This is a genomic window from Rouxiella badensis (genome assembly GCF_026967515.2).
Taxonomy (GTDB): Bacteria; Pseudomonadota; Gammaproteobacteria; order Enterobacterales; family Enterobacteriaceae; genus Rouxiella; species Rouxiella badensis.
On the sequence record NZ_CP114062.1, the window covers coordinates 2,873,708 to 2,888,011 of the forward strand.

The window sequence follows — 14,304 nt, forward strand, 5'->3', positions numbered from 1 at the left end:
AACAGATGTTAAAGAGAGAATACGATGACTCGCAAACAACGTGCCCTGTTTGAACCCCGGCTAATCCGTACCGCGACGCTGGATGCAGTGAAAAAACTGGATCCACGCGTACAGTGGCGTAACCCGGTGATGTTCGTGGTGTATCTGGGCAGTATCCTCACCACGCTGATTTGGCTGGCGATTTTGATGGGTAAAACCGAGGGCAGCGCCGCCTTTACCGGCAGCGTCTCCCTGTGGCTGTGGTTTACCGTGCTGTTTGCCAACTTTGCCGAAGCGCTGGCGGAAGGCCGCAGCAAGGCGCAGGCCGAGAGCCTGAAAGGCGTACAGAAAACCAGCTGGGCGAAGAAACTTTACGAGGCGCGCCCTGAGTCACCGCCGATCAAAGTGGCCGCAGACAGCCTGCGCAAAGGCGACTATGTGCTGATTGAAGCCGGTGATACCGTGCCGTGCGACGGCGAGGTACTGATTGGCGGAGCGTCGGTAGATGAAAGCGCCATCACCGGTGAGTCTGCCCCGGTTATTCGCGAGTCCGGCGGTGACTTCTCCTCGGTAACCGGCGGTACACGTGTGCTGTCCGACTGGCTGATTGTCGAGTGCACCGTCAACCCAGGCGAAACCTTCCTTGACCGGATGATTGCCATGGTTGAAGGCGCAAAACGCCGCAAGACACCGAACGAGGTCGCGCTGACCATTCTTCTGGTGGCGCTGACGCTGGTATTCGTGCTGGCGACCGCCACGCTGTATCCGTTCTCGCTGTTTAGCGTCGACGCCAGCCATGCCGGGACACCGGTCACAATCACCGTGCTGGTCGCGCTGCTGGTGTGCCTGATCCCAACCACCATCGGGGGCCTGCTGTCGGCCATCGGTGTGGCGGGCATGAGCCGCATGCTGGAGGCGAACGTGATAGCCACCAGCGGTCGCGCCGTCGAGGCAGCCGGTGACGTCGACGTACTGTTGCTCGACAAGACCGGTACCATCACGCTCGGTAACCGTCAGGCAGCACAATTTTTACCGGCGCCTCAGGTGAGTGAACAGGAGCTGGCCGACGCCGCGCAGATCTCTTCACTGGCGGACGAAACGCCGGAAGGCCGCAGCATCGTCGTGCTGGCGAAACAGCGCTTTAACCTGCGTGAACGCGATCTGAATTCGCTGAATGCCACCTTTGTGCCCTTCTCGGCGCAGACCCGCATGAGCGGCGTCAACGTCGGTGAAAGAATGATCCGCAAAGGGGCCGTTGACGCTATTCGCCGTCACGTCGAGTCGAATCAGGGCCACTTCCCGCCCGCCGTTGAAGGCCTGGTCGAAACGGTCGCACGCAAAGGCGGAACTCCGCTGGTCGTGGCCGACGGTGCGCGCGTACTGGGCGTCGTCGAGCTGAAAGACATCGTTAAAGGCGGTATCAAGGAACGTTTTGCCGAGCTGCGCAAGATGGGCATCAAGACGGTGATGATAACCGGTGATAACCGCCTGACCGCCGCCGCTATTGCCGCCGAGGCTGGGGTAGATGACTTCCTGTCGGAGGCCACACCGGAAGCTAAACTGGCGCTTATCCGCCAGTATCAGAGCGAAGGCCGTCTGGTCGCGATGACCGGCGACGGGACCAACGACGCCCCGGCGCTGGCGCAGGCCGACGTGGCCGTTGCCATGAACTCCGGTACGCAGGCCGCCAAAGAGGCAGGCAACATGGTCGATTTGGACTCCAACCCGACCAAGCTGATTGAAGTGGTGCATATCGGTAAACAGATGTTGATGACTCGTGGATCGCTGACCACCTTCAGCATCGCCAACGACGTGGCGAAATACTTCGCCATCATCCCGGCGGCGTTTGCGGCAACGTATCCACAGCTCAATGCGCTGAACGTGATGCACCTGCACTCCCCCGCCTCGGCGATTATGTCGGCGGTTATTTTCAACGCACTGGTGATTGTGTTTCTGATCCCGCTGGCGCTGAAAGGGGTGAGCTACAGGCCAATGAGTGCCGCATCGCTGCTGCGCCGTAACCTGTGGATTTACGGGGTCGGGGGGCTGCTCGTGCCGTTCGTCGGTATCAAGCTGATTGACCTGATCCTCACTGTGCTGCACATGGCCTAAGCGGCCCGATAAAGAATGAAGGAATATAAAATGACTAACGCAATTCGTCATCGCTATCTTCGCCCCTCGCTGGTGCTGCTGGTGCTGTTTACGCTGGTTACCGGCGTAGCGTATCCGCTGCTGACCACTGGTCTGTCGGCGCTGGTCTTCCGTTCGCAGGCGCAGGGCTCACTGATTTTTGAGGCGGGGAAACCGGTGGGTTCAGCGTTGATTGGGCAATCTTTTTCCCGACCTGATTATTTTTGGGGACGCCCTTCCGCCACCTCGGATAGCGCCTATAATGCGATGGCGTCCTCAGGCAGCAATCTTGCAGTTAGCAATCCGGCGCTGGATAAAGCCGTGGCTGAACGCGTGGCAGCGCTGCGTGCGGCCAATCCGCAGAGTGCGCCTCAGGTGCCGGTCGATCTGGTGACTTCATCAGCCAGCGGACTCGACCCGCATATCAGCGTTGAGGCTGCCAACTGGCAGGCCCAGCGCGTGGCAGCGGCGAGAAAACTGACGCTGGATCAGGTCAATAAACTGATTGGCGAAAACACCAGTGCACCTGTGCTGGGCTTTACCGGACAACCGGTGGTCAACGTGCTGCAACTGAATCTGGCACTGGATGCGTTGACCTCACAAAAGTGATGACCTCAACAATAAGAAGACATGTTTATGGTAGACGACGACAGTCAACGGCCTGACCCGGACAGCCTTCTCGCGCTGGCAAACGAGAAGCCGCGGGGTCAGCTCAAAATCTTCTTCGGCGCCTGTGCGGGCGTAGGGAAAACCTACGCCATGCTGCAAGAGGCGCAGCGGTTGCGCGCGACCGGATTAGACGTGATGGTCGGCGTCGTCGAAACCCACGGACGCAAAGAAACCCAGGCCATGTTGCCTGGGTTAGACCTTTTATCCCCCAAACGCATTACTCATCGCGGTCGTCAGCTCAGCGAGTTTGACCTCGACGCCGCGCTGGCCCGCCACCCTGCCCTAATCCTGATGGATGAACTGGCGCATAGCAACGTAATAGGCTCACGTCATCCGAAACGCTGGCAGGACGTCGAGGAACTGCTCGACGCCGGTATCGACGTCTTTACCACCGTCAACGTACAGCATATTGAAAGCCTCAATGACGTCGTCAGCGGCGTTACCGGCATCATTATTCGTGAAACCGTGCCCGATCATGTGTTCGACCAGGCGGATGAAGTGGTGCTGGTCGACCTGCCGCCAGACGACCTGCGTCAGCGCCTGAAAGAGGGCAAGGTTTATATCCCCGGTCAGGCTGAACGCGCTATCGAGCACTTCTTCCGCAAAGGCAATCTCATCGCCCTGCGCGAACTGTCTCTGCGCCGCACGGCCGACAGGGTCGATGACCAGATGCGTGAATTCCGCGACACGCAGGGCAAGGAGCGTGTCTGGCATACCCGCGACGCCCTGCTGCTGTGCATCGGTCACAGCGGTGGGAACGAGAAGCTGGTCAGGGTAGCGGCACGACTCGCCGCACGGCTTGGCTGCGTCTGGCACGCGGTTTACGTCGAGACGCCACGTCTGCATCGCCTGCCTGAAGGCCAGCGCCGGGCCATCCTTCGTGCTCTCAAGCTGGCGCAGGAGCTGGGTGCCGAGACCGCCACGCTGTCCGACCCGCAGGAGGAACAGGCTATCCTGCGTTACGCCCGCGAGCATCATCTGGGCAAGATTGTTATGGGGCGTCGCAAAGAGCAGCGCTTCAAATGGGGCGCAAGCATCACCGACCGGCTGGCAAAAATCGGTCCCGAGCTCGACCTGCTGATAGTCAGCCTCGAGGAAGCCGCGCCGGTAAGTTCGCGGCGAGATCAAGACTCCCGCACCTTCAGCGAGCGATTTCGCCGTCAATTACAGGGCTGCGCGGTGGCGGTGGCGCTTTGCGCGCTCATCACCTTTATCTCACAGTTTCTGTATCCCTATTTCGATCCTGCCAACCTGATTATGGTCTATCTGCTTGGCGTGGTACTGACGGCGCTGTTCTACGGGCGCTGGCCGTCGGTGCTGGCAGCGGTTATCAATGTCGCCAGCTTTGACCTGTTTCTGGTCGAGCCACGCGGCTCTTTTGCCGTCACCGACGCCCAGTATTTACTGACCTTCGCCGTAATGCTTATCGTTGGCGTACTGATCGGTAATCTCACCGCCGGGGTGCGCTATCAGGCGCGGATCGCGCGTCATCGCGAAAAACGGGCGCGGCATTTGTATGAAATGTCCAAAGGGCTGAGTCAGGCAATGACCCCCGAGGCAGTGGCGCAAACCAGTCGTCATTTTATTTCAACCACGCTGCAGGCCAAGGCCGCCGTGCTGTTACCGCAGCAGCACGCCGAGGGTACGCTGAATTTCCAGCAGGGAGATCTTGCCGCAGGCCTGTCGATTGCCGTCGACGAGGCGATTGCCCGCTGGAGCTTCGACAAACAGTCTCCGGCCGGGGCAGGCACCGATACGCTGCCGGGCGTGCCTTATCAACTGCTGCCGCTGGTCGCGTCGGGGAAATCCCTCGGCCTGCTGGCGGTAGAGCCCCCCAACGTGCGCCAACTGATGGTGCCCGAGCAACAGCGCCTGTTGCAAACCTTCACCGTATTGATAGCCAACGCGCTAGAACGCCTCCAACTGACGGCGACGGCCGAAAGCGCACGGCTGGAGACCGAACGCGAACAGCTGCGCAACTCGCTGCTGTCTGCCCTCTCCCACGACCTGCGAACCCCATTGACCGTGCTGTTCGGCCAGGCCGAAATTCTCACGCTGGACCTGGCCAGCGAAGGATCGGCCTATGCGCCGCAGGCTAACCAGATTCGTCAGCAGGTGCTGAGCACCACAAGGCTGGTCAATAATTTGCTCGATATGGCGCGCATCCAGTCAGGCGGCTTCAATTTGCGTAAGGAGTGGCAATCGGTTGAAGAAATCATTGGCAGCGCGCTGCGTATGCTCGAGCCGATGCTCAGCAACCATCAGATAACGGTGGATTTGCCCGAAGAGATGCTGTTGGTCAACTGCGACGCCAGCCTGATTGAGCGGGTGTTTATCAATCTGCTGGAAAATGCCCACAAGTATGCCGGTTCGCAGGCAAAAATCGTTATCAAAGCGCGGACCAGCGAGGACTGGGTCGAGGTTGATGTCTCAGACAACGGTCCAGGAATTATGGCCGGTGGCGAACGGCAGATTTTCGAGAAGTTTTCGCGCGGCAATAAAGAATCGGCCATTCCGGGCGTGGGCTTGGGGTTAGCGATTTGTCATGCCATTATTGACGTACACAACGGACGCATCTGGGCAGAGAACAACCCGCAGGGGGGGGCCACCTTTAGCTTTATGCTGCCGTTGGAAAAATTACCCGATATCGAATCCATCGAACCCACTGACTCCATAGGCGAAACTGATCGTGTCCCCGATTAATATTCTGATTGTTGAAGACGAAAAAGAGATCCGACGCTTCGTTCGCACGGCGTTGGAGGGGGAAGGCATGAAAGTTTTCGAGAGCGAAACGCTGCAACGTGGGCTGATTGAGGCCGGGACGCGTAAGCCCGACCTGGTGATTCTCGACCTTGGCCTGCCGGACGGCGACGGGCTGGAGTATATCCGCGACCTTCGTCACTGGAGCAGTATTCCGATCATCGTGTTGTCGGCCCGCACCAGCGAAGAAGACAAGATTGCCGCGCTCGATGCGGGCGCGGACGATTTTCTGACCAAGCCTTTTGGCGTTGGGGAACTGCTGGCGCGGGTTCGCGTTGCGCTGCGCCGTCACGCAGGAGGTCAGCAAGAAAGCCCACTGATTACGTTTGCCGACGTGACCGTCGATTTAATTAACCGACGCGTACAGCGTGCCGGAGAAGACTTGCATCTCACGCCGATCGAATTCCGTCTGCTGGCCGAACTGCTGGCGAACAGCGGGAAAGTCATTACGCAAAGGCAGTTGCTCAGCCACGTCTGGGGCCCGAACTACGTGGAACACAGCCACTATTTGCGTATTTATATGGGCCATTTACGGCAAAAACTGGAACAGGACGCCACCCGGCCGCGTCATTTGTTGACAGAAACCGGCGTCGGCTATCGTTTTATGCCTTAAGCTCGGCGTCAATAGCGGCGAATTCAGCCTCGATAATTTCTGCTGCTTTCAACAAGGTCGCGTTGACCCGTTCCACCTGCTCAGGGCTGAGGTCGTCACGCATCACGTTGCCTCGCAGTACGCTGCGCAGACGGTTCATGCTGTCAGCAATGCCTTCCGCCAGGTTGCTCCCATGCTCGCGGCGTTTTTCACGTCTCGCCAGTCGCGCAAAGATAGCGTCAACCACCGCCTGATGTGCCGACAGTTCTTCCTGACCCGCCGCTGTCAAACGATAGCTTTTACGGCCGTTATCACTGACCAGCGGCTCAAGGAAATCCTGCTCTTCAAGCAGCGTCAAGGTCGGATAGATAACCCCCGGACTCGGGACGTAAAGGCCGGATGACGCCTCTTCAATCGCCTTAATCAGCTCATAACCGTGGCTCGGTTTCTTCGCCACCATGGCCAGCAGCACCAGACGCAGATCGCCATGTTCAAACAGGCGCTGCATTCTCTCACCACGACCGCCACCGCGACGCGAACGTCTCTCGCCACGCCCTTCTCCACGCTCTTCGCCCATCGCAGCATGCCTTCCGCCGCGATGACGACCCGCAAACTCTGTGCGTTCATCCCTTTCTCCGCCATGGCGGCGGAGTCGGTCACCGTGACCGCGATGGCGGCCTTCCATAAATTTAGCAAACATAAATATTCCTCTCTTTAGATATATCGAAATAGTTTCGATATATCTAAAGTAGATCGACTTTCGCTCAATGACAAGGTTTTATACAAATTTAGATATATCTTTTTCAACACAGAATTTTGAGCATAAAAAAAGCGCTGTATAAACAGCGCTTTGATTGAGATTGCGAAAAGCGTTCGGGAATTACTTCGCGTCGGCAAGGACTTTGCTGACGATATCCACGGCTTCTTTCTCGATTTTTTCGCGGTGCTCGGCACCCAGGAAGCTTTCACAGTAGATCTTGTAAGCTTCTTCAGTACCGGATGGGCGCGCGGCAAACCAGCCGTTTTTGGTGATGACTTTCAGACCACCGATAGACGCGCCGTTGCCCGGAGCCTTGGTCAGGCGATCGGTAATCGGGTCACCCGCTAGCGTGTCGGCCTTGACTTGCTCTGGGGAGAGCTTGGAGAGCGCGGCTTTCTGCGCGTGGGTGGCTGGAGCCTGAATACGGTTATAGCTCGGCGCACCGAAGCGTGCGGCCAGTTCGTTGTAGTGCTCCTGCGGGTTCTTGCCGGTCACGGCGGTGATTTCTGCCGCCAGCAGGCACATAATGATCCCGTCTTTGTCGGTTGACCAAGGCGTACCGTCGAAACGCAGGAAGGACGCACCGGCGCTTTCTTCACCGCCGAAACCAAAGCTGCCGTCGAACAGACCGTCTACGAACCATTTGAAGCCCACCGGCACTTCGACCAGTTTACGGCCAAGGTCAGCAACCACGCGGTCAATCATCGCGCTGGATACCAGCGTTTTACCTACCGCGACGTCAGCGCCCCACTGTGGACGATGCTGGAACAGGTAGTTGATCGCCACCGCCAGATAGTGGTTCGGGTTCATCAGACCCGCAGGCGTTACGATGCCGTGGCGGTCGTAGTCAGGGTCGTTGGCGAACGCCAAATCGAACTTGTCTTTCAGCGCCAATAAACCGCCCATTGCGAATTCAGACGAGCAGTCCATGCGGATCACGCCGTCGTGGTCGAGATGCATGAAACGGAAGGTCTGGTCGACAGAGTCGTTTACCAGCGTCAGGTCCAGGTTGTAGTGCTCGGCAATACGTTTCCAGTAAGTGATACCAGAACCGCCGAGTGGATCAACACCGAGTTTCAGGCCTGCTTTCTGTATGGCCGGAATGTCGATAATGTTGACCAGGTCTTCAACGTAAGGCTGCACCAAGTCTTGTTCGACGAGGTGCTGACCCTGCCAGGCTTTGTCCAGAGACTGGCGCTTAACGCCTTTCAGGCCTTCTGCAATCAGCGCGTTGGCGCGCTTTTCAATCACAGAGGTCAGGTCAGTATCGGCTGGACCGCCGTTGGTTGGGTTGTACTTGATCCCGCCGTCTTCCGGTGGGTTATGTGATGGCGTGATAACAATACCGTCCGCCAGCGCGCCGCCCTTTTTGTTATGGGTCAGAATCGCGTGCGACACCGCAGGCGTTGGGGTGAAACCGTTGTCTTCCTGCACAATGACGTCAACGCCGTTGGCAGTCAGCACTTCCAGCACGGAAATAAATGCCGGTTCAGACAGCGCGTGGGTGTCTTTACCTACGTAACATGGACCGGTGGTTCCCTGCTCTTTGCGTACTTCAGCGATAGCCTGAGCGATAGCCAGAATATGAGATTCGTTGAAGCTGTGGCGTCCGGCGCTGCCGCGATGACCAGAAGTACCGAATTTTACCGCGTGAGCGCTGTTGGACGGATCTGGCTGCAGCACATAATACTGCGACGTAAGTTGTGCAACGTTAATCAAATCGCTTTGCTGAGCAGGTTGCCCTGCGCGGGGGTTGTTAGCCACTGGCATTTCTCCCTAATGCTTTTTTAAAGGGTGCCGCAAACTTTATCGGTCAGTTCGGCTGGGAACTGCATCAATTGCATGATGTGTTCAATCATGCTGCGTTTACGGCCTGTATTCGTATTGGTAATGACCCAATAAGGGGTTCCTGGAACATGTTTTGGCTTGGTATGAATACCGTTTTGCAGCAACGTTTGCTGGTCACCAGCAAAATAAGTGCGAGTACGACCACGTAAAGACTCGGTCGCAACCGCAAATTCTTTCGGGCTGAGCGTATACAGGGTAGTCAGGATAAGCATGAAGCGGTTAACCGCCTTGGTCTGCTCGGCATACTCATCGGATAACATCAGTTCACGCACGGCACGTACGCGATCGCGCGGTGTATTGGTGGCAACGGCCGTTTTCTCTGCGGGTGCCACGCTGGCTTTGGCCTGCACTTCCTGGCCGGCAGAAAATTTAAGCATCCGCCGTAAAATGTCTGATGCACTTTCACCGATATGCTGCGTGTGGCTCGCGATATAGCGGTAAAGCTCTTCATCAACCTCAATCGTTTTCATCTTTATCCAGTACTGTTTTTCTACTTAATTTATTCAAAGGATTATACAAATTAAACTGCGCAAACAAAAAGGCGAAATCGCCTCAATATTCAAAAAGCAGACAAAACCTTATATCCAACTCTTACCCGGCGCGTGCTTTGCTGTATCCCACTCAGGTATCTGACAGAAAATCTTCTGTGACTCATGATAACCTAATGAGATCCTTACCTGTAATAAATGTCTAATGGACTCTGCCATGAAATTACATTATCGACTGCAACACTCTGAATCCGCAGAATCGACCGCGTTGCCCATCCTGCTTATTCACGGCCTGTTTGGCACGCTGGACAATCTCGGCGTATTAGCGCGATCCCTAAAACAACAGCATAGTGTGCTACAGGTAGATTTGCGTAATCACGGGCTCTCCGAACGTTCACCGGTCATGACCTATCGGGCGATGGCCGAGGATCTCCGCGACACGCTCGACGACGCCGGTATCGACAAGGCGATCGTCATAGGTCACTCGATGGGGGGCAAAGCCGCAATGGCGCTGACCGCCTTAGCGCCAGAGCGAGTCGACAAGCTGGTGATTATCGATATAGCGCCGGTGGATTATAAAACTCGCCGCCATGACGAAATCTTTGCCGCACTCAACGCCGTCACAGAAGCTGGCATCAAGGACCGCGCAGGCGCAACTCGGCTCATGCACGAATATATAAAGGAGGACGGCGTTATTCAGTTCCTGCTCAAGTCCTTTTCGCAGGGCGAATGGCGTTTCAACGTGCCGGTATTGCTGGCCGAGTACGCCAACATTGTTGGCTGGGCCGAGGTGCCCGCCTGGCCACATCCGGCGCTGTTTATTCGCGGTGGATTATCGCCTTACGTTCAGGACGAATATCGCGACGACATCGCACGACAGTTTCCAAAAGCCCGCGCCCACGTGGTCGCGGGGAGCGGACACTGGGTTCATGCCGAGAAGCCGGAGGCGGTGTTGCGCGCCATCTCTCGTTTCATTGATGCGTGATCCTGCGCAAGGACGCGCTAAATATTCCCGCCGCACGCGCAACTGTTCAAAAAAACGGCTAATCATAATAACTTAGCGCTGAATCAAGGCAGTTAGGCGTTGTGGAGGGGTATACGCTAGGGTATGATTGCGCGCTGTAATTTTGCCCCTGCGCCAGGTCAGTTTTTTCTCGCGCCTGAGGTAAATTGGGTTAGGGTTTATTAACCCGAAATGTGTAACCATCTCATCTGAAAAGGGCTTAGGTCGCTTTTCGATGTAACTTCCCTAGTTGTACCGCTACCTATGGCAAAAGAACAACTGGATCGCACGACGCTTGATCTGTTCGCAGACGATCGCCGTCCGGGACGTCCAAAAACAAATCCGCTTTCTCGCGATGAACAGCTCAGGATTAACAAGCGTAATCAGCTTCGCCGTGACAAAAACAACGGTTTACGTCGCGTAGAGCTGAAGATCAATGCTGAAGCTGTGGATGCGCTAAACAAGTTGGCGGAACAACAAAATATCAGTCGTAGCGAGCTGATTGAACAGATGCTGCTGTCACATCTGAACGGTCAGGATAGCTAGTCATCGTATTCTGATGCGGGCGGGTAACTCTTTCGGTTACCCGCCGTTAGCGTTTCATCTTGTAAACTTCCGCAACAGAGCACACAAAGGCGATAACGCTTGCCTGAATTGCCCGATAAACTATTCACATCAAAAATACGGGTATGCATCCTAAACAGGTCCGCATTAACATTGGCGTCACTAAATCCGTGCTTCAACGGGGTATTCACGCAGCCTGATGCGGATGAGAATATGTTCTCTCTCCGCCGAGTTTGTTATCATCCTGCATAAATTGACTCGCACGCCGCGGACGAAAAAGCAGACTCTCTGAGTCTATTAAAGAACAAGAGGTTAGATAAGCTTATGGCAGTAGTAGGTATCTTCTTTGGTTCCGACACCGGAAACACCGAAAACATCGCAAAAATGATCCAGAAGCAGTTGGGTAAAGATGTTGCTGACGTTCAGGACATCGCCAAAAGCAGCAAAGAAGATCTGGAAAAATACGATATTCTGCTGATCGGTATCCCGACCTGGTATTACGGTGAAGCACAGTGTGACTGGGACGATTTTTTCCCAACGCTGGAAGAGATAGATTTTGAAGGCAAGCTGGTTGCGCTGTTCGGCTGCGGCGACCAGGAAGACTACGCAGAGTACTTCTGTGACGCAATGGGCACCGTACGCGATATTATTGAACCACGCGGCGCCGTGATTGTCGGACATTGGTCTACCGAAGGTTACCACTACGAAGCGTCTAAAGGCATGGCGGACGACAAGCATTTCATCGGTTTGGCTATCGACGAAGACCGTCAACCAGAGCTGACCAACGAACGTGTTGACGCCTGGGTTAAACAAATTAGTGAAGAGTTGAGCCTCGCTGAGATTATCGGTTAATCCCACACAAAGGCTAAGGCCCTGAATCATTAGGGTTAAACCTGAAAGGGCCAAACTATCACTGAAATTAACAATTTAACTCGCACAAAATTGTAACTTTCAGCTGTATCAAGGTACACTTACTGTATCTGGTTTTATTATTCCTGCCTTTTTGAGAAACAACATTCAGGCAGGAACGATTTTTGTGAACAGCCCACCGTTTTCATTAACGTGATTAGCATAGTGACAGGACTAAATCCGCATGACTGACAACAACACCGCACTGAAGAAAGCCGGCTTAAAGGTCACGCTTCCACGCTTGAAAATCCTGGAAGTGTTGCAAGCCCCGGCAGGTCATCACGTCAGTGCGGAAGATTTGTACAAAGAACTGATTGATATGGGCGAAGAAATTGGTCTTGCCACGGTTTACCGTGTCCTGAACCAGTTTGACGACGCCGGCATTGTTACCCGCCACAACTTTGAAGGCGGCAAGTCTGTATTTGAACTGACTCAGCAGCATCACCATGACCACTTGATCTGCCTCGACTGCGGTCGTGTGATCGAATTCCGCGACGAATACATCGAAGCGCGTCAGCGTGAAATTGCAAAAACCCACGGCATCAAATTAACCAACCACAGCCTCTATCTTTACGGCCACTGCGAAGCAGGCAACTGTATTGAAGACGAAACGCTGCACGGTAAAGGCTAATACCTTGCCCAAGTTCTGTCTCTCAGGGATAAGAGCAGAGCTGGAAATAAAATGACCGCTGAAAAGCGGTTTTTTTATGCCTGCGGTTTAAGATTCAGGCATAAAAAAACGCAGCCAATGGCTGCGTTTTCAATTAAGTCAGCGCATCAATTATGCGACTGGCTTACTTTCCCAGTTGTCGCGCAGCCCCACGGTGCGGTTAAACACCAGGTGCTCGGCGGTAGAGTAAGTGCTGTCGGCGCAGAAGTAACCTTCACGCTCAAACTGCAGGCTCACACCAACCTCTGCATTCGCCAGGCTCGGCTCAACAAAACCGTTGGCGATGACCAGAGACTCTGGGTTGATGGTGGTCAGGAAGTCTTCCGCCTGACCCGGGTTCGCTACGCTGAACAGACGGTCATACAGGCGGAACTCAGCAGGCTTGCCTTCTGAAGCAGAAACCCAGTGGATCACACCTTTAACCTTGCGGCCATCGGCAGGATCTTTACTCAGGGTATCCACGTCATAGCGACAGAAAATCGTCGTGATATTGCCTTCGGCGTCTTTCTCGATGCGTTCTGCTTTAATCACGTAGGCATTGCGCAGGCGGACTTCTTTTCCCAGCACCAGACGCTTGTACTGCTTATTGGCCTCTTCGCGGAAGTCAGCCTGATCGATGTAAATTTCAGCGGTAAACGGCACGTCACGTGAGCCCATTTCTGGCTTGCTCGGGTGATTAGGCATTTGAACCCACTGAACCGCATCGCCGGCAAAGTTCTCGATGATCACTTTAACCGGGTTAATGACGGCCATTGCACGCGGTGCATTCTCGTTGAGGTCATCACGGATACAGGATTCCAGCGCCGCCATTTCGACGTTGTTGTCCTGCTTGGTCACGCCGATACGACGGCAGAATTCGCGAATAGACTTGGCGGTATAGCCACGGCGACGCAGACCGGAAACCGTTGGCATACGCGGGTCGTCCCAGCCTTCAACAATCTTCTCGGTCACCAGCAGGCTCAGCTTGCGCTTGGACATGATGGCGTATTCGAGGTTCAGGCGAGAGAACTCGTACTGACGCGGATGGCAAGGAATGGTGATGTTATCCAATACCCAGTCGTACAGACGGCGGTTGTCCTGGAACTCCAGCGTACACAGTGAGTGGGTGATCCCTTCCAGCGCATCGGAAATGCAGTGGGTGAAATCGTACATTGGGTAGATGCACCACTTGTTGCCAGTCTGGTGATGGTCTGCAAACTTGATGCGGTACAGTACCGGGTCACGCATCACGAAGAACGGTGACGCCATGTCAATCTTGGCGCGCAGGCACGCGGTGCCCTCGGCGAACTCGCCGTTACGCATTTTAGCAAACAGCGCGAGGTTCTCCTCGACGGTACGGTCGCGGAACGGGCTGTTTTTACCTGGTGCAGTCAGGTTACCGCGGTATTCGCGGATCTGCTCTGGCGAAAGCTCATCGACATAGGCCAGGCCTTTCTGAATAAGCTCGACCGCGTAGTGGTGCAGTTGATCAAAATAGTCGGAAGAGTAATGAACCTCACCGCTCCACTCGAAACCAAGCCACTGAACGTCTTTTTTAATAGACTCGACGAATTCGATATCTTCTTTCACCGGGTTGGTATCGTCAAAACGCAGGTTGCATTGACCCTGATAGTCTTGAGCGATGCCAAAGTTCAGGCAGATCGATTTTGCGTGGCCAATGTGCAAATAACCATTGGGCTCAGGCGGGAAACGGGTCACGACAGAAGCGTGTTTTCCCGATGCCAGATCTTCATCAATAATCTGACGGATAAAATTTGTTGGGCGGGCTTCAGCCTCACTCATTGTTCAATTCCTCTACGCGAACGAAAGCTCGAAAGACTAACCGCATATGTTCCAACAAGCCACGTCGGGAAACAACCCTTAAGTGCCAAATTTGAAACTATTAAAAATATTTTTACCGTAAAGCCACGGACACAGGCGCTAAAAACAAAA

12 protein-coding genes are annotated in these 14,304 nt (G+C 55.0%); 8 read left to right on the forward strand and 4 right to left on the reverse strand.

Going from position 1 to position 14,304, the window contains the following annotated elements; translation table 11 throughout:
• Positions 1-24 precede the first annotated feature (24 nt).
• Genes kdpB through kdpE form a run of 4 tightly spaced genes read left to right on the forward strand, consistent with a single transcriptional unit; the run spans position 25 to position 6,151 of the window.
• Positions 25-2,091, forward strand: coding sequence for a potassium-transporting ATPase subunit KdpB (gene kdpB / locus O1V65_RS13330; RefSeq protein WP_269129781.1), 2,067 nt, complete (start codon positions 25-27; stop codon positions 2,089-2,091).
• Positions 2,092-2,121: 30 nt separating this feature from the next.
• Positions 2,122-2,718, forward strand: coding sequence for a potassium-transporting ATPase subunit KdpC (kdpC, locus tag O1V65_RS13335; protein WP_017492614.1), 597 nt, complete (start codon positions 2,122-2,124; stop codon positions 2,716-2,718).
• Between the two features lie 27 nt (positions 2,719-2,745).
• Positions 2,746-5,481: a two-component system sensor histidine kinase KdpD gene (kdpD, locus tag O1V65_RS13340; RefSeq protein WP_026110633.1), complete on the forward strand. Its 2,736-nt coding sequence runs from the start codon at positions 2,746-2,748 to the stop codon at positions 5,479-5,481.
• Positions 5,462-6,151, forward strand: coding sequence for a two-component system response regulator KdpE (gene kdpE / locus O1V65_RS13345; protein WP_026110634.1), 690 nt, complete (start codon positions 5,462-5,464; stop codon positions 6,149-6,151). Before kdpD ends, kdpE begins: the two co-directional genes overlap by 20 nt.
• On the opposite strand, the gene O1V65_RS13350 is transcribed toward kdpE, so the two are convergent.
• The 3 genes from O1V65_RS13350 to seqA form a co-directional block, all read right to left on the reverse strand.
• Positions 6,141-6,830 carry a PadR family transcriptional regulator gene (locus tag O1V65_RS13350; RefSeq protein ID WP_017492617.1) on the reverse strand — a complete coding sequence of 230 codons (690 nt, stop codon included), beginning with the start codon at positions 6,828-6,830 and terminating at the stop codon, positions 6,141-6,143. The two genes, kdpE and O1V65_RS13350, sit on opposite strands and share 11 nt — an antisense overlap.
• A 180-nt stretch (positions 6,831-7,010) precedes the next feature.
• On the reverse strand, positions 7,011-8,654 hold the full coding sequence (pgm, locus tag O1V65_RS13355) for a phosphoglucomutase (alpha-D-glucose-1,6-bisphosphate-dependent) (protein ID WP_026110635.1): 1,644 nt from the start codon (positions 8,652-8,654) through the stop codon (positions 7,011-7,013).
• A gap of 23 nt (positions 8,655-8,677) precedes the next feature.
• Positions 8,678-9,208: a replication initiation negative regulator SeqA gene (seqA, locus tag O1V65_RS13360; protein ID WP_084911634.1), complete on the reverse strand. Its 531-nt coding sequence runs from the start codon at positions 9,206-9,208 to the stop codon at positions 8,678-8,680.
• 223 nt (positions 9,209-9,431) lie between these two features.
• On the opposite strand from seqA, the gene ybfF reads away from it, so the two are divergent.
• From ybfF to fur, 4 genes are all read left to right on the forward strand, one after another.
• A complete protein-coding gene (gene ybfF / locus O1V65_RS13365; RefSeq protein ID WP_017492620.1) occupies positions 9,432-10,211 on the forward strand; it encodes an esterase in 780 nt (259 codons plus the stop codon).
• A gap of 282 nt (positions 10,212-10,493) precedes the next feature.
• Complete coding sequence (gene ybfE / locus O1V65_RS13370; RefSeq protein WP_017492621.1) at positions 10,494-10,775, forward strand: LexA regulated protein; 282 nt, start codon at positions 10,494-10,496, stop codon at positions 10,773-10,775.
• A 342-nt stretch (positions 10,776-11,117) separates the two neighbouring features.
• Positions 11,118-11,645 (forward strand): flavodoxin FldA, encoded by a 528-nt coding sequence (fldA, locus tag O1V65_RS13375; RefSeq protein WP_017492622.1) that lies wholly within the window; start codon positions 11,118-11,120, stop codon positions 11,643-11,645.
• A 241-nt stretch (positions 11,646-11,886) separates the two neighbouring features.
• Positions 11,887-12,333 (forward strand): ferric iron uptake transcriptional regulator, encoded by a 447-nt coding sequence (gene fur, locus O1V65_RS13380; protein ID WP_017492623.1) that lies wholly within the window; start codon positions 11,887-11,889, stop codon positions 12,331-12,333.
• Between the two features lie 150 nt (positions 12,334-12,483).
• Here the strand turns inward: fur and glnS are convergent, their stop codons facing one another.
• The gene (glnS, locus tag O1V65_RS13385; protein ID WP_269129782.1) at positions 12,484-14,154 is read right to left on the reverse strand and encodes a glutamine--tRNA ligase; all 1,671 of its coding nucleotides are present in this window, start codon (positions 14,152-14,154) and stop codon (positions 12,484-12,486) included.
• Positions 14,155-14,304: the final 150 nt, after the last annotated feature.

What these genes read in the sequence shown, in the direction of transcription:
- kdpB (WP_269129781.1), top strand. Translation starts at nt 25, where the DNA reads ATGACTCGCAAACAACGTGCCCTGTTTGAACCCCGGCTAATCCGTACC.
- kdpC (WP_017492614.1), top strand. Translation starts at nt 2,122, where the DNA reads ATGACTAACGCAATTCGTCATCGCTATCTTCGCCCCTCGCTGGTGCTG.
- kdpD (WP_026110633.1), top strand. Translation starts at nt 2,746, where the DNA reads ATGGTAGACGACGACAGTCAACGGCCTGACCCGGACAGCCTTCTCGCG.
- O1V65_RS13350 (WP_017492617.1), bottom strand. Translation starts at nt 6,830, where the DNA reads ATGTTTGCTAAATTTATGGAAGGCCGCCATCGCGGTCACGGTGACCGA.
- seqA (WP_084911634.1), bottom strand. Translation starts at nt 9,208, where the DNA reads ATGAAAACGATTGAGGTTGATGAAGAGCTTTACCGCTATATCGCGAGC.
- ybfF (WP_017492620.1), top strand. Translation starts at nt 9,432, where the DNA reads ATGGACTCTGCCATGAAATTACATTATCGACTGCAACACTCTGAATCC.
- ybfE (WP_017492621.1), top strand. Translation starts at nt 10,494, where the DNA reads ATGGCAAAAGAACAACTGGATCGCACGACGCTTGATCTGTTCGCAGAC.
- fldA (WP_017492622.1), top strand. Translation starts at nt 11,118, where the DNA reads ATGGCAGTAGTAGGTATCTTCTTTGGTTCCGACACCGGAAACACCGAA.
- fur (WP_017492623.1), top strand. Translation starts at nt 11,887, where the DNA reads ATGACTGACAACAACACCGCACTGAAGAAAGCCGGCTTAAAGGTCACG.
- glnS (WP_269129782.1), bottom strand. Translation starts at nt 14,154, where the DNA reads ATGAGTGAGGCTGAAGCCCGCCCAACAAATTTTATCCGTCAGATTATT.